This window comes from Streptomyces sp. BoleA5 (assembly GCF_000373665.1).
Lineage (GTDB): Bacteria > Actinomycetota > Actinomycetes > Streptomycetales > Streptomycetaceae > Actinacidiphila.
In genome coordinates this window covers 59,118-79,506 of record NZ_KB892110.1, presented here as the reverse complement: position 1 = coordinate 79,506, position 20,389 = coordinate 59,118, and the positions used below count along the sequence as shown (strand labels likewise).

The 20,389-nt window shown below is 73.7% G+C and carries 15 protein-coding genes; 10 read left to right on the top strand and 5 right to left on the bottom strand.

Annotation, left to right across the window (positions count from 1 at the left end; all coding sequences use genetic code 11):
* Window positions 1-132: 132 nt before the first annotated feature.
* Entirely contained in the window at window positions 133-1,425 is a 1,293-nt protein-coding gene (locus B085_RS45835) for a HEAT repeat domain-containing protein (RefSeq protein ID WP_078620030.1), read from the top strand.
* Here the strand turns inward: B085_RS45835 and B085_RS0123230 are convergent.
* The 3 genes from B085_RS0123230 to B085_RS0123220 all read right to left on the bottom strand — a co-directional run bounded on the left by B085_RS0123230 (window position 1,391) and on the right by B085_RS0123220 (window position 4,337).
* On the bottom strand, window positions 1,391-1,906 hold the full coding sequence (locus B085_RS0123230; RefSeq protein ID WP_026251343.1) for a GNAT family N-acetyltransferase: 516 nt from the start codon (window positions 1,904-1,906) through the stop codon (window positions 1,391-1,393). The two genes, B085_RS45835 and B085_RS0123230, sit on opposite strands and share 35 nt — an antisense overlap.
* Before the next feature lie 52 nt (window positions 1,907-1,958).
* Window positions 1,959-3,005, bottom strand: a complete 1,047-nt coding sequence (locus B085_RS0123225) for an Rv2578c family radical SAM protein (protein WP_018560994.1) — start codon at window positions 3,003-3,005, stop codon at window positions 1,959-1,961.
* Between the two features lie 165 nt (window positions 3,006-3,170).
* The gene (locus B085_RS0123220; RefSeq protein ID WP_018560993.1) at window positions 3,171-4,337 is read right to left on the bottom strand and encodes an alanine--tRNA ligase-related protein; all 1,167 of its coding nucleotides are present in this window, start codon (window positions 4,335-4,337) and stop codon (window positions 3,171-3,173) included.
* Between the two features lie 379 nt (window positions 4,338-4,716).
* Between B085_RS0123220 and B085_RS0123215 the strand changes: the two genes are divergently transcribed.
* From B085_RS0123215 to B085_RS0123180, 8 genes are all read left to right on the top strand, one after another.
* A complete protein-coding gene (locus B085_RS0123215) occupies window positions 4,717-5,160 on the top strand; it encodes an SRPBCC family protein (RefSeq protein WP_018560992.1) in 444 nt (147 codons plus the stop codon).
* A gap of 235 nt (window positions 5,161-5,395) precedes the next feature.
* The gene (locus tag B085_RS0123210) at window positions 5,396-7,783 is read left to right on the top strand and encodes an MFS transporter (RefSeq protein ID WP_018560991.1); all 2,388 of its coding nucleotides are present in this window, start codon (window positions 5,396-5,398) and stop codon (window positions 7,781-7,783) included.
* A 229-nt stretch (window positions 7,784-8,012) separates the two neighbouring features.
* On the top strand, window positions 8,013-10,505 hold the full coding sequence (locus B085_RS0123205) for an ATP-binding SpoIIE family protein phosphatase (protein ID WP_018560990.1): 2,493 nt from the start codon (window positions 8,013-8,015) through the stop codon (window positions 10,503-10,505).
* 155 nt (window positions 10,506-10,660) lie between these two features.
* The gene (locus B085_RS0123200; protein WP_018560989.1) at window positions 10,661-11,383 is read left to right on the top strand and encodes a class I SAM-dependent methyltransferase; all 723 of its coding nucleotides are present in this window, start codon (window positions 10,661-10,663) and stop codon (window positions 11,381-11,383) included.
* An 86-nt stretch (window positions 11,384-11,469) separates the two neighbouring features.
* Window positions 11,470-12,306 carry a M55 family metallopeptidase gene (locus B085_RS0123195; RefSeq protein ID WP_018560988.1) on the top strand — a complete coding sequence of 279 codons (837 nt, stop codon included), beginning with the start codon at window positions 11,470-11,472 and terminating at the stop codon, window positions 12,304-12,306.
* A complete protein-coding gene (locus B085_RS0123190; RefSeq protein WP_018560987.1) occupies window positions 12,299-13,639 on the top strand; it encodes a M20/M25/M40 family metallo-hydrolase in 1,341 nt (446 codons plus the stop codon). Before B085_RS0123195 ends, B085_RS0123190 begins: the two co-directional genes overlap by 8 nt.
* Window positions 13,636-15,633, top strand: a complete 1,998-nt coding sequence (locus tag B085_RS0123185) for a prolyl oligopeptidase family serine peptidase (protein WP_018560986.1) — start codon at window positions 13,636-13,638, stop codon at window positions 15,631-15,633. Before B085_RS0123190 ends, B085_RS0123185 begins: the two co-directional genes overlap by 4 nt.
* Window positions 15,630-16,568, top strand: coding sequence for a S66 peptidase family protein (locus B085_RS0123180; RefSeq protein WP_018560985.1), 939 nt, complete (start codon window positions 15,630-15,632; stop codon window positions 16,566-16,568). Before B085_RS0123185 ends, B085_RS0123180 begins: the two co-directional genes overlap by 4 nt.
* Before the next feature lie 76 nt (window positions 16,569-16,644).
* Here the strand turns inward: B085_RS0123180 and B085_RS0123175 are convergent, their stop codons facing one another.
* On the bottom strand, window positions 16,645-17,331 hold the full coding sequence (locus tag B085_RS0123175) for a DUF4232 domain-containing protein (protein WP_018560984.1): 687 nt from the start codon (window positions 17,329-17,331) through the stop codon (window positions 16,645-16,647).
* 205 nt (window positions 17,332-17,536) lie between these two features.
* Between B085_RS0123175 and B085_RS0123170 the strand changes: the two genes are divergently transcribed.
* Complete coding sequence (locus tag B085_RS0123170) at window positions 17,537-18,727, top strand: L,D-transpeptidase (protein WP_018560983.1); 1,191 nt, start codon at window positions 17,537-17,539, stop codon at window positions 18,725-18,727.
* Window positions 18,728-18,743: 16 nt separating this feature from the next.
* Here B085_RS0123170 and B085_RS0123165 read toward each other — a convergent pair whose 3' ends face one another.
* Window positions 18,744-19,880, bottom strand: a complete 1,137-nt coding sequence (locus B085_RS0123165; protein WP_018560982.1) for a serpin family protein — start codon at window positions 19,878-19,880, stop codon at window positions 18,744-18,746.
* Between the last annotated feature and the right edge of the window lie 509 nt (window positions 19,881-20,389).

Below are 20,389 nucleotides of genomic sequence, written 5' to 3'. Positions count from 1 at the left end.
GACGTCGCGCGGCTGCGCGGGCGCGGGGAGCCGCGCCGGGTCCTGGGGCTGCTGGAATTCGCCACCCAGGGCCGGCGCGAGGAACGCGGCGCCTATCTGCGCAGGCTCGCCGCCTCGCCGGACGCCGCCGCCATGGTGCGGCCCTGGCTGGGGACCACGGAACGGGCGGTGCTCGATGTCGCCGCCGACCGCGCGCCGGGGGTGCCCGCGCTGCTCGGCGACGTGGGCCACGACGACCGGGCGCGCCGCGTCTACGCCCGGGAGGCCCTCGTCGCGCGACGTCACCTGGAGGCGGTCGGACCGCTCTTCGAGAGCCTGGCCGGGCCGGAGCCCGACCAGGACCACTGGGATCGCGAGTTCGGGTGGGACGACGGGGTGCGGAACCACATCAGCCGCCTCGTCACGGGCAGCGGACTCCAACCCTGGTGGCGGTTCCCCGGCCACCGGGGGACGCCGCCCGTGCCCGAGAGCGTGCCCGTTCTGCTCCGCCACTGCGGCCACCAGGTGCCCAGGGTCAGGGCGCTCGCCCTCACCTTGCTGGGGCCGGCCGCGGATCCGGAACATCTCGGCGTGTTCACGGCCGCCGCAGGCGACCTTGACGCGGACACGCGCCAGGCGGCCTTTGTGACGCTCGGCAGGCTGGACCATCCGGCGGCGAGGGACGCACTGGCCGATGTGCTGACCGAGCCGTCGCGCTCTCTGGGGGATCGGGAGATCGCCGCCGTGATGCTCGGCCGGGCCGGCGACCGGAGGGCGTTCGAGACGCTGGTCCTGCTCCTCAACCATCGCGACGCCCACCGCAACGCCTCGGCGGCCGAAGCCCTCGCCCGGCTCGGCGACCCGCGGACCGCGCGTGCCGCCGCCACGCTCGCCACGAACCGGCTGCGGATCGCCTACGCACTGGCCGCCGTGCGCCTGCTGGGACGCATGCGGGCGCCGGAGTCGCTGCCGGCGCTGACGTCGACCCTGACCTGGCTGCTGGACGAGGACCGCACGGCCTGCCAGGCCGCCGCCGGCTGCGTCGGGGAACTGGGGCGGCTCGGCGACGCGCGCGCCGTACCCGTTCTGACCCGGGCGGCCGGGGATCCCCGCCTGCGCGCGGCGGCCGTGGACTCCCTCGGCCGGATCGGGGGTCCCGAGGTGCTCGGGACGCTGCTTGAGGCCGCGTCGGACGAGGACCCGGACGTGCGCGGCGCCGCGGCGCGCGGGCTGGCCCGCTACGAGGACGAACCCCGGGCGACCGCCGCCCTCGCGGAGTCCTGCGCGCCCCCGTACCCCCGGCGGATCGTGCGGGCCCTGGTGCGGTCGGGCGACCCGGTGGCCGCACCGGTACTGGCCGCGGTGCGGGACGGGGCGCCGAGCGCCGCGACGCGGCGTCTCGCGGGGCGCTTCAGGCCGGATCCGCCACGTACCGCAACTCCTTGAGCGGCACGCCGTCGTACGTCTCGATCTGGTCGGTGCCGTCGGGCGCGAATCCGCACCGGTCGTAGAAGCGCAGTGCCCGCTCGTTGTCCGCGAGCACCCACAGGCGCAGGCTCCGGAAGCCGCGTTCGCGGGCGCGGGCGCGTACGGCGTCCATGAGCGCGCGCCCCGCTCCCCGGCCGATCCGGTCGGGGTGTACGTAGATCGCGTACAGCTCGCCGACCTCGCCGCCGTCCGGCTCGCCACGGTAGGGGCCGAGCGCCGCCCACCCCGTCACCTCGCCGCCGTCCGTGGCCACCAGGTTGTCCACCCGGTCCCCGCCCTCGTCGAACCACTCCTTACGGCGCTCCGCGTCCGCCCCGGCGTCCATCGCGTCGAGGTACGACTGCGGCACGATCCCCGCGTAGGCCGTCCGCCATCCCCGGACGCGGACCGCCGACACGGCGTCGATGTCGTCGCGGGTCATCACTCTCACAACCGTCATGGCCGCGACGTTAAGTGGGGTGGAGCCCGGCCGGCACCCGTTTTTCGCGAGTTCAGATCAGGGTCAGCTGGGTCGGCCGGGCCGGATCGGGTGCGGCGGGCGGACCGGGGGTTTCGTCCTCGGGTGCGGCGATCCGGCGCGCGGCCCCGGAGCGGCCGGGCCCGATCCCGAACTCGGTCGCGAATTCGTGCACTTGGCGGGTGATGCGCCGCTGGTACCAGGTGGGCGCGTAGGCGCCGTCCGCGTAGAGCGCCTTGTAGCGGGAGATCAGCCGGGGGTGGTGCACGGAGAGCCAGGCCATGAACCACTCCCTCGCCCCGGGGCGCAGGTGCAGCACCAGCGGCGTGACGGACGTGGCGCCCGTCCCGGCGATCGCGCGGACCGTCTCGCGCAACTGCTCCGGGGAGTCGCCGAGGTACGGCAGTACGGGTGCCATCAGGACGCCCGAGGGTATGCCGTGCTCATTGAGCGTGCGGCAGACCTCCAGCCGTTTCGCGGGCGACGGCGTACCGGGTTCCACGGTGCGCCACAGGTCCCGGTCGACGAAGCCGACCGAGACCGCGGTCGACACGTCGGTGACCTCGGAGGCCTGCACCAGGAGGTCCAGGTCGCGCAGGATCAGCGACCCCTTGGTGAGGATCGAGAAGGGGTTGGCGCGGTCGCGCAGCGCGGCCAGGATGCCCGGCATGAGCCGGTAGCGGCCCTCCGCGCGCTGGTAGCAGTCGACGTTGGTGCCCATGGCGATGTGCTCGCCGTGCCAGCGGGGCGAGGCGAGCTCACGGCGGAGCAGTTCGGGTGCGTTGACCTTCACGACGATCTGGGAGTCGAAGTCCAGGCCGCTGTCGAGGTCCAGATAGGCGTGCGTCTTGCGTGCGAAGCAGTACACACAGGCGTGGCTGCAGCCGCGGTAGGGGTTGATCGTCCACTCGAACGGCATCCGGGACGCGCCCGGCACGCGGTTGACGATCGTGCGGGCGCGCACCTCGTGGAAGGTGATCCCGCGGAACTCGGGGGTGTCGAACGTACGGGTCACGGCGTCCACGCCGAAGAGCGCGGGTGTGGTCGCCGCCGTGTCGCGGCTCAGGTTGTCCCACCTCATGCCGCCTCCTTCGTTGCTCTCCTTCCGAGAATAGAACATCTGAGCGATTAGCGTCGAGGGGGATCCGGGGGATTCCTGGGGCCACTGTGCGTGACCGCGTGGTGCGGGGACCCCGGGCGCCGGCCGGCGGCGGGCGCCCGGGGGACCCTGCGGGACCGTCCGCCGTCACCGCGGCCGCAGGCTCAGTACGAGGTCGCGCGGCAGGCCATGGGTGTCGTGGAGGTAGTGGAAGTCCTCCTCGCCCAGCGGACCCCGGAACCGGGGGCGGGCCAGTACCTGACGGCCGCGCTCCAGGAGCCGCCGGAACCGGCGCTCCTCCTCCAGCAGCACCCGGCGCGGCTCGTCCGGGTCCACGGTCTGGTGGAAGTGGTCCAGGGTGTGCCGGACCAGCTCCTGCGGCAGGTCCCCGAGGCCGCGGGAGGGATCGTCCCGCCACAGGGTGGTGAGGACCCGCCGCACCAGCCGCCGCAGCACGTAGCCGCGACCGGTGTTGGCCGGGCGCACCCCGTCCCCGATGACCACCACGGCCGAGCGCAGATGGTCGCTGACCAGGCGCAGCGACGGTTCGTCCAGCGGCCACAGGGGCGGTACGAGGCGCCGCCAGGGGGTGAGGGCGTCGCACTCGAAGACCGACGTCCGGCCCTGCAGGAGCGAGGCCAGCCGCTCCAGGCCGAGGCCGGTGTCGACGTTGCGCTGGGGGAGCGGCACGAGCGAGCCGTCCCCGAGCCGGCGGTGGCGCATCATGACGTGGTTCCAGACCTCCACCCATCGGTCGTCGCCCGTGGGCGTGGAGCGCGGTGGGGTGTCCCCGGTCCACATGAAGATCTCCGAGTCGGGGCCGCACGGACCGGTGGGCCCGTTGGACCACCAGTTGTCCTCCACCGTGAGCTCCACCGGAACCCCGTGCTTCTCCCACAGCTCCAGGGAGGCGGTGTCGGGACCGGTGCGGTCGTCGCCGCCGAACACCGTGGCGTGCAGCCGCCCGGGGTCGACGCCGAAGCCCTCGGTGAGCAGCCCGTAGGCCCAGTCGAGGCTCTGCGGGCCCTCGTAGTCGCCGAGCGACCAGGTGCCGAGCATCTCGAAGACCGTCAGATGGGTGGGGTCGCCGACCTCCTCCAGGTCGGTGGTCCGCAGACAGCGCTGCACGTTGACCAGCCGACCGCCGAGCGGGTGCGGGCGCCCCTCCAGGTGGGGAGTGAGCGGATGCATGCCCGAGGTCGTGAACAGCACGGGGTCGCCGGGCGGCGGCAGCAGGGTCGATCCGGTGATCCGGTGGTGGCCGCGGTCCTCGTAGTACTCGACGAACGTGCGGACGATCTCTTCGGTGTCCATGGGAGGTGGCTCCTTCGCGTGGAGGGCGGGGAGGCACCGGGCAAGCGGTCCGCACGATCTCCGGAATCGGGGCGGGAACCACGAAACCACCGGCGGGCCGTTCCCGGTCGCCGGTGGTGAGGAAGGGGGTACGTCAGGCGGCGGCAACCGGCGAGCTGGTCGCTCGCGCGGTCGCGGTGCTGCTGTGGCCTGTGACGTTCATGCGGCCGACGATAACGCGCCGCGAGCCGCCGGGCACGCGATTTCCGGCCGGGCCGCACAGGACACCCCGATGCCTTCGCACGGGGTTCCGTCAGCGGGAGGGCGGCCCGATTTCGCGGGCACGCGACCGTGGTGATTGGCTTGTGGACGACGGCAAACGGATCGACGGAGGACGGCGATGGCACAGGTCGAGGCCACCACGCAGCGCGAGATCGCGGCGAGCCCGGAGAGCGTCTTCGCGGCGCTCGCCGACTACGCGGGCACCCGGCAGCGGCTGCTTCCCGAGCAGTACAGCGAGTACGAGGTGCGTGAGGGCGGCAGCGGATCGGGCACCCTCGTGCACTGGAGGCTGCAGGCGACCGAGAAGCGGGTCCGGGACTGCCTCCTCGCGGTGACCGAGCCGACCCCGGGGCAACTGGTCGAGAGCGACCGCAACTCCACCATGGTCACCACCTGGACGGTCACCCCGGCCGGCGAGGGCCGCGCCAAGGCGGTCGTCACCAGCACCTGGACCGGCGCCGGCGGCATCGGCGGCTTCTTCGAGCGCACGTTCGCGCCCAAGGGCCTGAACCGCATCCACGACGCGGTGCTCGCGCGGCTCGCCGCGGAGACGGAGAAGTAGCAGGCGGCACAAGGGAGGCGGCCGGAGCCCGGTGACGCCCGGCCGCCTCCTTTGACGTACCGGCAGGGCCGGCCGTGCCCTGCGCGTCCTGCGCGTCCTGTGTCCCGGCCGTCGCCCGGTGGGCGCACGCCGGTGGGCACGTCACTTGAAAGGGTGGATCTGCCGCGCTCCGGCGCATCCCCGGCGCCCCAGATCGTTGTCGCAGGGCAGGCGCGACGAGGGGAGCGGTAGGCAGATGGGCGGCACCACCGGGACGACCCTGTCCGAGGCGACCGACACCCTCACGGACACGACCGGCTCCGGCACGGGCCCCGACGGCAGACCCGCGGCCGTCCCGCCGGAACAGGGCGCGCCCGTCGCCGGGCTGAGCCCGCGCAGGGTGCGGCTGGTCTTCCTCGGGCTGATGCTCACCCTGCTGCTGGCCGCCCTCGACCAGATGATCGTGGCGACCGCGCTCCCCAAGATCGTCGGCGAACTGCACGGCCTGGACAAGATGTCCTGGGCCGTGACCGCCTACCTGCTCGCCTCCACCGTCGGACTGCCGATCTACGGGAAGCTCGGCGATCTCTTCGGGCGCAAGAGCGTCTTCCAGTTCGCCATCGTCGTGTTCGTCATCGGATCCGCCCTCGCCGGCTGGTCGCGCTCCATGGACGAGCTGATCGCCTTCCGCGCCATCCAGGGCGTCGGCGGCGGCGGGCTGATGATCGGCGTCCAGGCGATCATCGCCGACATCGTCCCGCCCCGGGACCGCGGCCGTTACATGGGCCTGATCGGCGCCTCGTTCGGTCTGGCCTCCGTGGCCGGCCCGCTGCTCGGCGGCTTCTTCACCGACCACGCCTCGTGGCGCTGGTGCTTCTACATCAACGTGCCCTTCGGTCTGCTGACCCTGGCCGTCATCGCCGTCGTGCTGGAACTGCCGCGACCGGCCGTACGCCCGCGGCTGGACGTGCTGGGCGCGCTGCTGCTGGCCGCCGGCTCCACCTGCGTGGTGCTGCTGACCAGTTGGGGCGGGACGACCTACGCCTGGCGCTCCGACGTGATCATCGGGCTGGGCGCGGCGACACTCGTCTGCGCCGTGCTGTTCGTCGTGGTGGAACGGTTCGCCGTCGAACCGGTCATCCCGCTGCGGCTCTTCCGCGACGGCGTCTTCACCGTCTCCGCGCTCATCGGTGCCGTCGTCGGCGTCGGCCTCTTCGGCGCCGCCAGCTACCTCCCCACCTTCCTGCAGATGGTGAACGGCGTCAGCGCGACCGAGTCCGGGCTGCTGATGCTGCCCATGATGCTCGGCGTCGTCCTGGCCTCCGTGGTCTCCGGCCACATGATCAGCCGTACCGGACGCTACCGGGTGTTTCCGCTGGCCGGCGGGGCGCTCTCGGTGGCAGGCATGTGGCTGCTGTCCCTGCTGGAGAGGGACACCCCGCGCGTCGAGTACAGCGTCTACATGGGCGTGCTGGGGCTGGGCATCGGCCTCGTGCTGCCGGTGCTGATCCTCGCCGTGCAGAACTCCGTGCGGCCCGCCGACCTGGGCACCGCCACCAGCGCCAACAACTTCTTCCGGCAGATCGGCGGCTCGGTCGGGGCGGCCGTCTTCGGCACCCTGTTCGCCAACCGGCTCGCGGACGGGCTCGCCGACCGGCTGCCGGGCGGCGTCGACCTGCCGGACCCCCAGTCCATCACCCCGCACATGGTGCACGCGATGCCGGCGCCGCTGCGCGACGCCTATGTGCAGGCGTACGCGGAGGCCATGCCGCGCATCTTCCTCTACCTGGTGCCGGTGCTCGGCCTCGGCTTCCTGCTCGCCTTCCTGCTCAAGGAGAAACCCCTGGTGACCCAGCAAGTCCCCACCGCCCGCAAGGCCGAGACCGTAGGCGTCCCGGTGTGCGGAACCGTCCAGCACGCCGACGGCAGCACCGTGGGCCGGGCGGCGCTCACCCTCATCGATGTGACCGGCCGACAGATCGGGCGCGGCGCCACGGGCGAGGACGGACGCTACGCGCTGAGCACCCCGGGCAGCGGCAGCTACGTCCTGATCGCCGCCGCCGGAGGGCACCAGCCGCAGGCCGTCAGCGTGACCGTCGGGGAACGCCCGGTCGAGCTCGACGTGGTGCTCGGCGGCGCCGGGCGGCTCGCGGGCACGGTGCGCACCGCCGACGGCACGTCCGTACGGGAGGCCACGGTCACCCTCACCGACTCCCGTGGGGACGTGGTGGCCACCACCCGCACGGGCCGGGACGGCGACTACGTCCTGAGCGACCTCGTCGCGGGGGAGTACACGCTCGCCGCCAACGCCCCCGCCTACCGGCCCGCGGCGCTCCCGGTGTCGGTGCACGCGGCCAGGGAGACCCGGCAGGACGTCGAACTCGCCGGCGGCGCGCTGCTGCGCGGCACCGTGCGCGGCCCGGGCGGCAGCGCGGTGGAGGACGCCCGGGTCACCCTGCTGGACGCCGCGGGAAACGTCCTGGACACGGTGACGACGGGCCCGGACGGCGTCTTCCGCTTCGTCGACCTGGCGGCGGGCGAGTACACCGTCGTGGCCTCGGGGTACCCGCCGGTGGCGACCGTGCTGCGGCTCAGCGGCGGCGAACGCACCGAGCGCGACGTCCACCTCGGCCACGAGGACTGACCGGACCCTGACAGCCTCTGACGACCACTCGGAGTGAGGGTGTGCGCCCGCGCATGCCCCGGCGCGTTCACGGCCCTGCGCGGGGGCAGACCGGATTCGTCCAATGCGCTACGCGGCACCCGGTGTCGGTCGTACGGTGGTTGCGGAGCCGCAGATCTTGCGCCGGGGGCCGACCACCTCCGGTCTCCGTCGGGATCCGGGCGCCGCAGGGGAAGGAGCCGGACGCGTCATGCAACGTCGCACTCCGCCGGGGGAGGGGAGCCGCGCCGCGCTGCCGGAGCAGCGGACCGCACTCTCCGGACGCATTCCGCTCGCCGTGGTCGTGGTCGACGGCGACGGACTCGTCTCGCACTGGAGCACGGGCGCTCGCAAGCTCTTCGGGCGGGCCCGGGAGGAGGCCGTGGGCCGTCCTGCCGTCGACCTGCTGCCGGTCTCCGGCGCGCTGGGCGAGGAGCCCGCGCAGGACGGCACCGAGGCACCGGCCGGAGCCGACCTCGACGTCACGCTGAGCGGCGCGACGTCCTACCCGACCGCCGGACGCGCCCGGCTCAACCAGGGGCCCGCCCCCGACCCCGGGGGCATCCCGGCGGACGTTTTGTGGTGGGCCTACCCGCTGGTCGGCCCGGGCCCAGAGCGCCTGCTCGTACTGGCCGCCGACGCGGCCCTGGTGCACGGCGAGGACGATGCCCCGCCCGGGGAGTCCGAGCGGATCGCGCCCGGCTTCGCCCTGCACACCGAGTTCCCCGGCGCGGACGGGCTCGCCAAGCGGCTCCCCGAGATCCTGCCCAGCATGAGCGTCGCCGAGAGCGGGCGCATCGTCTCCCAGGTGCTGGAACTCGGCTACCCGGTCCTGGAGATCAGCCGGCACGACCGGGTGCCCGTCACCCCCGACTGGGGCGTGCCCCGGCGGGAGGAGCGCAGGGCCCTGCGGCGGCGCGCCGCCCGGGATGCCGCCGACGAGCCGCGCGGTGGTGCGTCGGAGGAGCTCGAACCCGACCTGGAGTACGCCGCCGTCCGCGAGCGCCTGGAGTTCCTCAACGAGGCCAGCGGGCGCATCGGCACCTCCCTCGACCTGACCCGCACGATCCGGGAGGTGTGCGCCGCCGTCGTCCCGCGCTTCACCGACGTCGCGGGCACCTACCTGCGCGAACAGGTGCTCGCGGGTGAGGGCTTCCCCGACGGCCCGCCCGACGTCACCACCATGTGGTACCGGGCCGCCCTGGAGCACACCGACGAGCCCGGCCGCTGGGACGACGTCGTCCCGGTCGGCGAGTCCATGCCGTTTCCCGAGCACACGCCGTTCTTCCAGTGCATGACCAGCGGTCGACCGGTGCTGGTGCCCAGGATCACCGAGCCCATGGGCGAGGCGATCGCCTCGCAGTTCGAGAAGCGCGACATCCGGCCGCTGATCACCGGGCGGTCGATGCTGGTCGTGCCGCTGAAGGCGCGCAACGTCGTCCTCGGCTTCATGATCCTGCTGCGGCACGGGGAGCGCCCGCCGTTCAACGACATGGACCGCGTGACGGGCGCGGAACTGGCCGCCCGAGCCGGGCTCGTCCTGGACAACGCCCGCATGTACACGTACCAGGAGAACGTCGCCGACACGCTGCAGGACAGCATGCTGCCGCAGATCACCCCGCGGATGCCGGGGTGCGACGTGGCGACCCGCTACCTGCCCGGCACCCGGCTGGGCCGTGTCGGCGGCGACTGGTTCGACACCATCAAGCTGCCCGGCTCGCGGCTCGCCCTGGTCGTGGGCGACGTCATGGGCCACGGTCTCAACGCGGCCGCCATGATGGGCCAGTTGCGCACCGCCGTGCAGACCATGGCGGCCCTGGACATGCCGCCGGCCCAACTGCTGCGCAACCTCGACGACCTGGCGCAGCGCCTCGGCGAGCACTACCTCGCCACCTGCCTGTACGCCGTGTACGACCCGATCCGGTCCGAGCTGCACATCGCCAACGCGGGCCACATCCCGCCCGTGCTGGTGCGGGCCGAGGACGGCCGCAGCGAGCTGCTGGACGTGCCGACGGGCGCGCCGATCGGCATCGGCGGGGTGCCCTTCGAGACGGTCAGGGTTGCCGTCGGCCCCGGCGACCGGCTCGTGCTGTGCACGGACGGGCTGGTCGAGGTGCGCGGGCAGGACATCGGAGCCGGTCTCGCCGCGCTTTGCGAGAGCGCCGCTCACCCCGCCGCCTCCATGGACGACGCCTGCGACACGATCATCCGCGCGCTCAACCCGCCGGGCGGCCGCAAGGACGACGTGGCCCTGCTGATGGCCCGGCTCAACGGCATCCCCCGCGAGGACGTCGTCAGCTGGCAGCTCGCCCTCGACCCCCGCGAGGTGGGCAGGGCCCGCATCCTGACCCGGGGCGCCCTGGAGCGCTGGGGGCTGGACGAGGCAGCGGAGGCGGCCGAGCTGATGGTCGGCGAGGTGGTCACCAACGCCGTCCGGCACGCGCACTCCCGGCACGTCGAGCTGCGCCTGGTCCGCACCGACGCGCTGCTGTGCGAGGTCTCGGACGACGACCACGCCGTGCCCGTGCTGGTGGGGGCCGGGCCCGAGGACGAGTCGGGGCGGGGACTGCGGATCGTGAGCCGGCTCGCCCGCGAATGGGGCGCCAGCCGTACGGCGCAGGGCAAGACCGTCTGGTTCGAGCAGGCGCTGCCGTGGCGGCGGACGGCGGGGCGCGGCGGGGCCCCGGCGGGTGCTCGAACGTAGCGGACACGGGGGCTCGAACCCAGCGAACAGGGGGACGCGACTTCCCCCGGACGCTTGCCCGCGCCGGTCCCCACCTGTAGCACAGAGCTGACGGGGCTTCGGCCGCGAGGCCGGAGCGGTCCGCGGCGACGGACACGTGGACCTGGGGAGATCGCATGGACGTCACGGGCACGAACCTGCAGGCGTGGGAGGGCTTCTGGCGCGACGCCCCCGGAGGGCCGGGGGCGGTGCTCTGGGACGCGGCGGCGGAGCTCACCGCGGCGGCCCACCTCCCCTTCTTCGAGGCGCACTTCGACCCGTCGCTGCCAGTCGTGGACCTCGGCTGCGGCAACGGCACCCAGACCCGCTTCCTGGCCGAGCGGTACGGCCGGGCCGTCGGGGTGGACCTCGCGGCGGCCGCGATCGGCCACGCCCGGCACCAGGACCCGGGCGGTGTCGCCGAGTACCGGCAGCTCGACGCGGCCGACCCCGAGGCGGTCCGGCGGCTGGGCGAGGAGCTGGGCGAGGTGAACGTGTACATGCGTGGAGTGCTCCACCAGTGCCGGCCCGAGGAACGCGCACCGCTGGTCGAGGGCATCGCCGTACTGACCGGAGGACGCGGCCGGGTGTTCGCGGACGAACTCGCGGCGTCCGCGAAGGACGCGCTGATGGGGCTCGCGCGGCGGCCGGACGGGCCGCCCGCCAAGCTCGCGGCGATCTTCGCGCACGGGATCGCGCCGGCCGAGATGCCCGACGCGGCCGTGCCGGAACTCTTCCGTGCGGCGGGGATGGAGGTGCTCGCACGCGGTGAGGTCGCGCTCGTGACAACGGAGCGGCGGGCGGACGGTTCGTGGTTCGAGGTGCCGACGAACTGGCTGGTGGCAGGGGGTGCCGGCTGACCGCCACCGGACTGGGCCACTGAAGTTTTCCACAGGCGGCCCGGGGGCCTGGTGCGGGGCGGTGACTTTGCGTAACGTTCCGTGCCATGAAGATCCTGATCAGCGCGGACATGGAGGGCGCCACCGGGGTGACGTGGCCCGGTGACGTCCTGCCTGGCACGGAGGGCTGGCAGCGGTTCCGGCATCTGTTCACCTCGGACGTGAACGCCGCGATCGCCGGCTTCTTCGACGGCGGCGCCGACGAGGTCCTGGTCAACGAGGCCCATTGGTCGATGCGGAACCTGCTGCTGGAGCAGCTGGACGAGCGGGCCGAGATGGTCACCGGGCGGCACAAGGACCTTTCCATGGTCGAGGGCGTGCAGCACGGCGACGTGGACGGCATCGCCTTCGTCGGCTTCCACACGGGCGCGGGGACGGAGGGCGTGCTCGCCCACACCTACCTTCCGAACTCGATCACCGGCGTGTGGGTCGACGGCAGCCCGCCGGCGAGCGAGGGCCGGCTGAACGCACTGGTGGCCGCGGAGTACGGGGTGCCCGTCGTGCTGGTCACGGGCGACGACCGGACCGGGATCGACGCCCGGGACTACGCGCCGGCGGCGCGCACGGTCGCCGTCAAGGACTACGTCTCGCGGTATGCGGCCGTGTGCCGGCCGCCGGCCCGCACGGCGGCCGACATCCGCGCCGCCGCCAAGGACGCGACGTCACTCGCGGTCCGGCACGAGCCGGTGCGGGGCGGGCCGTTCACGATCGAGGTCGAGTTCGACGCGGCCCACCTGGCGGGAGCCGCCGCGATCGTGCCCGGTGTGGAGCGCACGGGCGAGCGCCGCGTCGCCTACACCTCACCGACCATGTACGAGGGGATCCGCTGCTACAAGGCCGTGACCACCCTGGTCTCGGCAGCTGTGGAGGAGCAGTATGGCTGACACCCGGGCACTGGACGAGGCGGTCCGCTTCACCTCGGAGCTGATCCGGATCGACACCACCAACCGCGGTGGCGGGGACGGGAACGAGCGTCCGGCGGCGGAGTACGCCGCGCAACTGCTCGACGAGGCCGGGATCGAGGCGCGGGTCCTGGAGTCCGCGCCGGGCCGGGCCAACGTCGTGGCGCGGATCGAGGGCGCCCGGCGCGCCGGGAACGGACCGGGCGCGCTGCTCGTCCACGGCCACCTGGACGTCGTGCCCGCCCAGGCCGAGGACTGGAGCGTGCACCCCTTCTCGGGCGAGGTGCGGGACGGAGTGGTCTGGGGTCGCGGCGCGGTCGACATGAAGGGCACGGTGGCGATGGTGCTCGCCACCGTGCGCTCCTGGGCCCGCAGGGGGCTGCGCCCCGAGCGGGACATCGTGCTCGCGCTGACGGCCGACGAGGAGGACAGCGCCACCTACGGGGCGACCTACCTCGTCGAGCGGCACGCGGAGCTGTTCCGCGACTGCACCGAGGGCATCAGCGAGTCCGGGGGTTTCACCTTCCACGCCGGGCCCGGGCTGAGGCTGTACCCCGTGGCGGCCGGCGAGCGCGGGACCGCCTGGCTGAAGCTCACGGCGCACGGCAGGGCGGGTCACGGCTCCAAGGTCAACCGCACCAACGCCGTGACCCGGCTCGCCGCGGCCGTCTCCCGCATCGGCGAGCACCGCTGGCCGGTGCGGATCATCCCCACGGTGCGGGCGGCACTGACCGAACTGGCGGCGCTGCACGAGGTCGAGCCCGACTTCGACGACGTCGACACCCTGCTCACCAAGCTGGGCCCGGCAGCCGCCCTGGTGGAGCCGGTGATCCGCAACAGCGCCAACCCGACGGTGCTCGAGGCCGGCTACAAGGTCAACGTCATCCCCGGTGCCGCGGTCGCCTACGTCGACGGCCGGGTCCTGCCCGGCGGCGACGAGGAGTTCGCGGCCACCATGGACGAACTCACCGGCCCCGACGTGGAGTGGGAGTTCCACCACCGCGAGATCCCGCTGGAGGCACCCCTCGACGCGCCGGTCTACGCCGCGATGCGGGAGGCCCTGATCCATTTCGACCCGGACGCCCACGTCGTGCCCTATGTGATGGGCGGCGGCACCGACGCCAAGCAGTTCTCGCGGCTCGGCATCCAGGGGTACGGCTTCTCCCCGCTGAAGCTGCCCGAGGGCTACGACTACGCGGGGATGTACCACGGCGTCGACGAGCGGGTCCCGGTGGAGGGGCTGCACTTCGGCGTCCGCGTACTCGACCGGTTCATGCTGGGCCGGCAGGACACGACCTACGGAGTCGCCCGATGACGCGCGCCCCGATCATCGCCCCCTACGGCGCCTGGGAGTCGCCCGTCGACGCCCGCACCGCCGCCTCCCACGACGGACGCCCCGAGTTCCCCGCGTTCGTCGGTGACGAGGTGTGGTGGACCGAACCCCGGCCGGCGGAGGGCGGCCGCCGTGCCCTCGTGCGCCGCCGCGCGGACGGCACGGCCGGCAGCCCGCTGCCCGCGCCGTGGAACGTCCGCACCCGTGTCATCGAGTACGGCGGCCGGGCCTGGGCGGGCACGGCACGCCCGGGGACGGGACCGCTGATCGTCTTCTCCCACTTCCCGGACCAGCGGCTGTACGCGTACGAACCCGACGCCGAGGGCGCCGTGCCCCGGCCGCTGACCCCGCTCTCGCCGGTCGGTGACGGGCTGCGCTGGGCCGATCCGCAGATCCACCCGGACCGCGGTGAGGTGTGGTGCGTGCTGGAGGAGTTCACCGGGGAGGGCCCGAGCGACGTACGGCGGGTGGCCGCCGCCGTCCCGCTCGACGGCTCGGCCGCCGAGGACCGTACCGCGGTGCGTGAACTCTCCGACGCCTCCCACGACTTCGTGACCTCGCCACGCCTCTCCCCGGACGGCGGGCAGGCCGTGTGGATCGCCTGGGACCACCCCCGGATGCCCTGGGACGGCACGGAGCTCAAGCTCGCCGCCGTCGGACCCGACGGCACCTTCGGCGCAGCCCGGACGATCCTGGGCGGCCCCGCCGAGTCCGTCGCCCAGGCGGAGTGGACACCGGACGGCACCCTCGTCGCCGCCACCGACCGCGACGGCTGGTGGAACCTGCACCGTGTCGACCCGGCCACGGGCGAGGCGGTCAACCTGCGTCCGGCGCAGGAGGAGTTCGCCGGTCCGGGCTGGCAGATGGGCGCGCGCTGGTTCGCCCCGCTCGCCTCCGGGACCCTGGCGGTGCTCCACGGCAAGGGCGCCCAGCGGCTGGGGATACTCGACCCGGCGACCGGCGAGTCGGCCGACGTACCGGGGCCGTGGAGCGAGTGGACGGCCGCGCTGTCCACGCAGGGCACCCGGGTGGTCGCCGTGGCCGCATCGGCCCGCAGTTCGTTCGAGGTCCTCGAACTCGACACCTGCACCGGCCGCACCCGAGTCATCGGCGCCGCCCACCATGACATCGTGCCCCCGGAGTTCCTGCCCGATCCCGTGGAGCGGATCTTCACAGAGCCCGGCGGACGGGAGATCCACGCCCAGCTCTACCCGCCGGCGAACCCCTACTTCGCCGCGCCCGAAGGAGAACTTCCCCCCTATGTCGTGTGGGTGCACGGCGGCCCCACCAGCCGGGCACCGCTCGTGCTCGACCTGGAGATCGCCTACTTCACCTCGCGCGGTATCGGGGTCGTGGAGGTCAACCACGGCGGCTCCACCGGCTACGGGCGCGCCTACCGCGAACGGCTGCGCGAGCAGTGGGGCGTCGTCGACGTCGAGGACTGCGCCGCCGTCGCGCGGGCGCTGGCCGAGGAGGGAACCGCCGACGGGAGGCGCCTCGCGATCCGCGGCGGCAGCGCCGGCGGCTGGACGAGCGCGGCCTCCCTCACCGGCACCGACGTCTACGCCTGCGGCGTGATCAAGTTCCCGCTGCTCGACCTCACCGGCTGGGCCGAGGGCGGTGAGACCCATGACTTCGAGTCCCGCTACCTCGACTCGCTCATCGGGCCCTACACCGAGGTCCCGGAGCGCTACCGGGACCGCTCTCCGGTGACCCGGGCCGACCGGCTCACCGTCCCCTTCCTGCTGCTGCAGGGCCTGGAGGACGTGATCTGCCGGCCCGTGCAGTGCGAGCGGTTCCTGGAGCGGATCAAGGGACGCGGCGTCCCTCACGCCTACCTCACCTTCGAGGGCGAGGGCCACGGCTTCCGCCGCGAGGACACGATGATCACCTGTCTCGAGGCCGAACTCTCCCTCTACGGGCAGGTATTCGGCTTCACCCCGCCCGCCGTACCAGCTCTGGAGCTCACCAAGTGACACCGCTCGTCCCGCTCACCCGCCCCCGCCGCCTCGTCCCCGGGGACCGGGTCGCCGTCGTCGCCCCCAGCGGACCCGTGCCCCGGGAACGGCTGGACGCGGGGCTCGACATTCTCCGCGGCTGGGACCTCGACCCGGTGGTGGCGCCGCACGTCCTGGACCGGCACCCCACCTTCGGCTACCTGGCCGGACAGGACGCGGCGCGCGCCCGCGACTTCCAGGAGGCGTGGTGCGACCCGTCGGTGGCCGCCGTGCTGTGCGCCCGCGGCGGCTACGGCGTCCAGCGCATGACCGACCTCCTGGACTGGGAGGCGCTGCGCGCGGCCGGGCCCAAGACGCTTCTCGGCTTCAGCGACATCACCGCGCTGCACGAGGCGTTCGCGGTCCGGCTGGGCCTTGCGACCCTGCACGGAACCATGATCGCGGCGCACGGCTTCCTCAAGGACGAGCCCACCCGTGCCCAGTTGCGGGACACCCTCTTCCGGCCGGAGGGGACGCGGGTCCTCGGCGCCACGACCGCCCGGCCCCTCGTCCCCGGCACGGCACGCGGCGTCACCGTGGGCGGCTGCCTGGCCCTGCTCGCCTCCGGCCTCGGCACGCCGGACGGGCGGCCCGGGGTGCCCGGCGGCATCCTCCTGCTGGAGGACGTCGGCGAGGAGCCCTACCGGATCGACCGGATGCTGACCCAGTTGCTGCGGGCCGGCTGGCTGGACGGTGTGGCGGGTATCGCCCTCGGCTCCTGGCGGGAGTGCGGGCCCTACGAGGAGGTGCGGGCGGTGCTCCTGGACAGGCTGGGCGGACTGGGCGTCCCGGTCGTCGAGGAACTGGGCTTCGGCCACTGCGAGACGAGCCTGACCGTGCCGCTCGGCGTCCCCGCCGTGCTGGACGCGGACGCCGGCACCCTCACGGTGGAGGCGGCCGCGACGGAGGACTGACCGGGCGGCACGATCGTGCGATGGATGTCCGCCATGGGCGGGTCCGGTGTGCCGTCCGTCGCCCCGTGCCGGGCTCTCAGGACGGTTCGGCCGCCGAGAGCGCGGTGACGGCGGCGACGCCGTCGCACTCGGCGAACACCCCGTCGTCCAGGGCGACCTGATGCCTGCCCGCACCGCCGGGCAGGCCCAGCACCATCGTCGGGTACTGGACCGGGGCCTCCCCCGAGGCGCAGGATCCGTCGCCCTCGCCCTGCACCTGGTGGAACGTCAGCTTCACCCAGGCGCGGCCGCCCGGTGCCAGCGCGACCGGCGCGGCCGTACCGGTGTGCCGCACCGTCAGCGGCACGTTCATCTCCGGCGAGCCGTTGGCCGCCCCGGCCACCGTCGGGAAGCCCTCGACGACGCAGGGCGCGCCGGAGGTGTTGGTGAACCCGACCACTGCCGCCCCGGTGCCGGTTCCCTGGGGGCGCACGGCGGCCTGGTGCGCCGCCGTCGCCTCCAGGTCCTCCGCGTCGCAGCGGCCCGCGGGCTCCGCCGAACCACCGGGCGCCGGTGAAGTGCTGGAGGCCGGGACCGTGTCCCCCGCCGTCCGCGACGGCGCGGCCGTCGGCGGAGCGGTCGGTGCGGACGAGCCACCGCCCGCGCCATCGCCCGCGCCACTGCCCGCCGCGCCGACGTCCCCCTGGCACCCCGTCAGCAGCACCGCCGCCGTCGCCGTCAGTGCCGCCGCGATCGCGGCCCGCCTCGTGTTCCTGCGCTCCATGACGTCCCCCCAGGTCTTTCGGCTGCTGTGCTGCCGCGGAACACGAGGCCGCCGCCCTTCCGGGTTCCGTGCGTACACCCCTGGTACGGAACGGTGACGCCACGGAGTCGTCCGCTCCGCGCAGTTGCGGCCGCCGGGATGTGGTGGCCGCCGCGGGACCGGGCAGGAGCAGAGGTACGACTCGACAGGGGAGGAGAGCCGTCACATGACCGACGACCGGATCCGGAACCGCAGGACGACCCTGCGCGCCGGCGCCGCGACGTGCGCCTTGGCCGTCGTCGCGACGCTGCCGGCCTGCAGCGGCTCCGGCGGCGGAGGGCCCCACGCCGCGGAGCCGCAGCCCGCGATCGCCGTCGCCCCGGCCTCCGGCGGGCGGGCCGTGCCCGTCGACCGCAAGGTGACCGTGCGGACCACCGCCGCGCGGATCGAATCCGTACGCGTCACCGCCCCCGGCCCGGGGCCGTTGCGCGGCACGCTCGCGTCCTCCAAGGACAGCTGGACCTCGGCGGGCCGGCTGGCCCCCGGCGTGACCTACGACGTCCTCGTCCGCGCCACCGCCTCCGACGGCAAGCGGCTGACGGAGCACACCACCTTCACCACCGCCGAACCGAAGCGCACCTTCGTGGGGGAGTACCACCCCGACAAGGGCACCACGGTCGGCGTCGGGATGCCGGTGTCGATCGTCTTCAACAAGCCGATACGCGACCGGGCGGCCGTCGAGCGCAAGCTGGGCGTCACCGCGAGTCCGGCCGTCGAGGGCGCCTGGAGCTGGATGAAGGACTGGAGCGGCCGCGACCGCGTCGACTTCCGTCCGCGCTCCTACTGGAAGCCCGGAACCGACGTCACGCTCCGCATGGACCTCGACGGGGTCGACGCGGGCGGCGGCCTCTACGGCACGCAGAACCGGGTTGTCCGCTTCCGGATAGGGGAGTCGGTCGTCACGACGGTCGACACCGTTCGCAAGACCCTCACCCTGCGCAGGGGCGGCGAGGTCCTGCGCACCATCCCCGTCTCCACGGGCAAGCCCGGTTTCGAGACGTGGAACGGGACGATGGTCGTCCTGGAGAAGACGCCCAGCATCACCATGAACTCCCGCACCGTGCGCATCTTCGGACCCGAGGCATACAACCTGAAGGACGTGAAGTGGGACGTCCGGCTCACCACATCGGGCACCTTCGCCCACGCCGCGCCCTGGAACGAGGGCAAGTTCGGCCGCGTCAACGGCAGCCACGGCTGCATAGGACTGAGCACGTCCGACGCCAAGTGGTTCTACGACCACGTGTCTCCGGGCGACCCGGTGACCGTCGTCAACTCCACCGACACCGTGCAGGTCAACAACGGCTACGGCGCCTGGAACGCCGGTTGGGCGGACTGGCGGGCGGGAAGCGCCCTGTGACCGCCGGCCGGTGAGGTCAGGGGTTCACCCACCCCGCCACGAGGACCGCGGGGAAGAGCCGGTGGACGGCGAGGAAGCCGAACGGGCGCAGGAACTCCACGCGCACCCGCCTGGCTTGCCGGGCCTGCCCGGGAGCGCTGCCGACGATCAGGGAGACCGCGGTGACGGCGGCTGCCCGGAAGCCCTTCGCGCTGAAGGTCGCCGTGGCCGCCTGCTTCGCCGCGCCGACGGCCAGGGGCCGCGCGCTGATGCCGGGGAAGTGGCCGGCGCCGGCGTCCCGGGCGGCCGCCAGCCCGAACAACTCGGCGCGGTCGAGGAGATCGTGCTCGGCGCCCACGGTGAACGGCACCGTGGTCAGGTCGAGCGCGGGCGCCGGGTCGAAGCTCGTGACGTCCTCGACCACGACCCCCGGCCCGGGCCGCCCGTACGGCAGCAGGTTGCCGGGCAGCACCTGGTACGTCCCGTCGAGGGCGGCCACCCCGGCGGCGAGCACCTCGCCGGGGGCGACGTGGCCGGGGCCGCGCAGCAGGTGGACCTCGATCCCGTTGGTGCCGTTCACCTTCGCCATGGTCAGCGGGCCGAAGGGGGTGGACGCGACCCCGGCCATGTCCAGATGGCGCGAACTGCGGCAGAGCGTCCCGGTGTGGTGGTCCTGGAAGGGCTCGGCCCAGTCGGTGCGCAGGGCCAGCGCGTTGGCGAGCAGCAGGAGGGTGTTCCGGTCGACGGCGACCGGCATCCTGGGGACCATGCCGTGGGTGCGGTCCGCCGCCCAGGCGTCCAACGTCCCGCGGTCGGTCTCGGTGTCGCCCGTGAAGTGCCCGTGGGCGCCCGCCGGGAGCAGCGAGAGCCAGCCGGGTACGAGCGGCAGGGAGGCGCGGGTCCACAGGCCGACGGCGGTGTCGACGCCGTCCATGGCGTCCAGCCGGGCGAGCAGCCGTCCCGAGGCGCCGGCAGCCGTCGCGGCGTCCATCGCGACGGCCTGCTCCAGTTCGCCGCGGGCGGGGCCGGAGGCGCCCGCGGCGAGCAGGGCCAGCAGCGGCCAGACTCCCGCGGCGGAGAAGACCGTCTCCCCCGCGCCACCACCGGTCAGGGTCTCGCGGGCCCACCGCGCCGTCAGTGCGTTGAGCGCGCTCACCAGTGTGCGGTCGTCCATGTCCCCCACCGTCCCCCACCGTCCCCCGCCACGCCGGCGTAGCCGCGTCCTCCGCGTCCTCCGCGTCCTCCGCGTCCTCCGCGTCCTCCGCGCCGGAGGATCATCCCAGCGTCCGGGCCGAGCGGCCAAGGGGTCAAGCAGCGCCGAGGGGCTGAGGCGCCGCCGCGGCACCGGCCGCAGCGGCGCAGCAGGGCCCGCGCTCGCCGCGCGGGCCCTGCTGTCCTGCGGTTCGACGACCTACGAGGTGGGACTCCCTTCGCCGGCATGGTCCGGATCAGGTGCTAGGGGTCGCTCTCCGGTCTCAAAACCTCTTCCCGACCTTCGAGCCTCTCAGCCCGGCCGTTGAACCCGGTTCCGGTGGAAGCCGCTGCTTCCGCTCCGCAACCAGTGCTACCGAACTCCCTCGCTCGCCCCGTAGGCCACATTCCAATCTACTCAGCACGGGACCGGACGACTAGGGGTAAATCATGCCAAACAATTATTTTCTTCACTTGATTTCGCCTCTTGTG

Coding starts and splice junctions, on each gene's coding strand:
- B085_RS45835 (WP_078620030.1), top strand. CDS start 133: ATGGTGCGGCCCTGGCTGGGGACCACGGAACGGGCGGTGCTCGATGTC.
- B085_RS0123230 (WP_026251343.1), bottom strand. CDS start 1,906: ATGACGGTTGTGAGAGTGATGACCCGCGACGACATCGACGCCGTGTCG.
- B085_RS0123225 (WP_018560994.1), bottom strand. CDS start 3,005: ATGAGGTGGGACAACCTGAGCCGCGACACGGCGGCGACCACACCCGCG.
- B085_RS0123220 (WP_018560993.1), bottom strand. CDS start 4,337: ATGGACACCGAAGAGATCGTCCGCACGTTCGTCGAGTACTACGAGGAC.
- B085_RS0123215 (WP_018560992.1), top strand. CDS start 4,717: ATGGCACAGGTCGAGGCCACCACGCAGCGCGAGATCGCGGCGAGCCCG.
- B085_RS0123210 (WP_018560991.1), top strand. CDS start 5,396: ATGGGCGGCACCACCGGGACGACCCTGTCCGAGGCGACCGACACCCTC.
- B085_RS0123205 (WP_018560990.1), top strand. CDS start 8,013: ATGCAACGTCGCACTCCGCCGGGGGAGGGGAGCCGCGCCGCGCTGCCG.
- B085_RS0123200 (WP_018560989.1), top strand. CDS start 10,661: ATGGACGTCACGGGCACGAACCTGCAGGCGTGGGAGGGCTTCTGGCGC.
- B085_RS0123195 (WP_018560988.1), top strand. CDS start 11,470: ATGAAGATCCTGATCAGCGCGGACATGGAGGGCGCCACCGGGGTGACG.
- B085_RS0123190 (WP_018560987.1), top strand. CDS start 12,299: ATGGCTGACACCCGGGCACTGGACGAGGCGGTCCGCTTCACCTCGGAG.
- B085_RS0123185 (WP_018560986.1), top strand. CDS start 13,636: ATGACGCGCGCCCCGATCATCGCCCCCTACGGCGCCTGGGAGTCGCCC.
- B085_RS0123175 (WP_018560984.1), bottom strand. CDS start 17,331: ATGGAGCGCAGGAACACGAGGCGGGCCGCGATCGCGGCGGCACTGACG.
- B085_RS0123170 (WP_018560983.1), top strand. CDS start 17,537: ATGACCGACGACCGGATCCGGAACCGCAGGACGACCCTGCGCGCCGGC.
- B085_RS0123165 (WP_018560982.1), bottom strand. CDS start 19,880: ATGGACGACCGCACACTGGTGAGCGCGCTCAACGCACTGACGGCGCGG.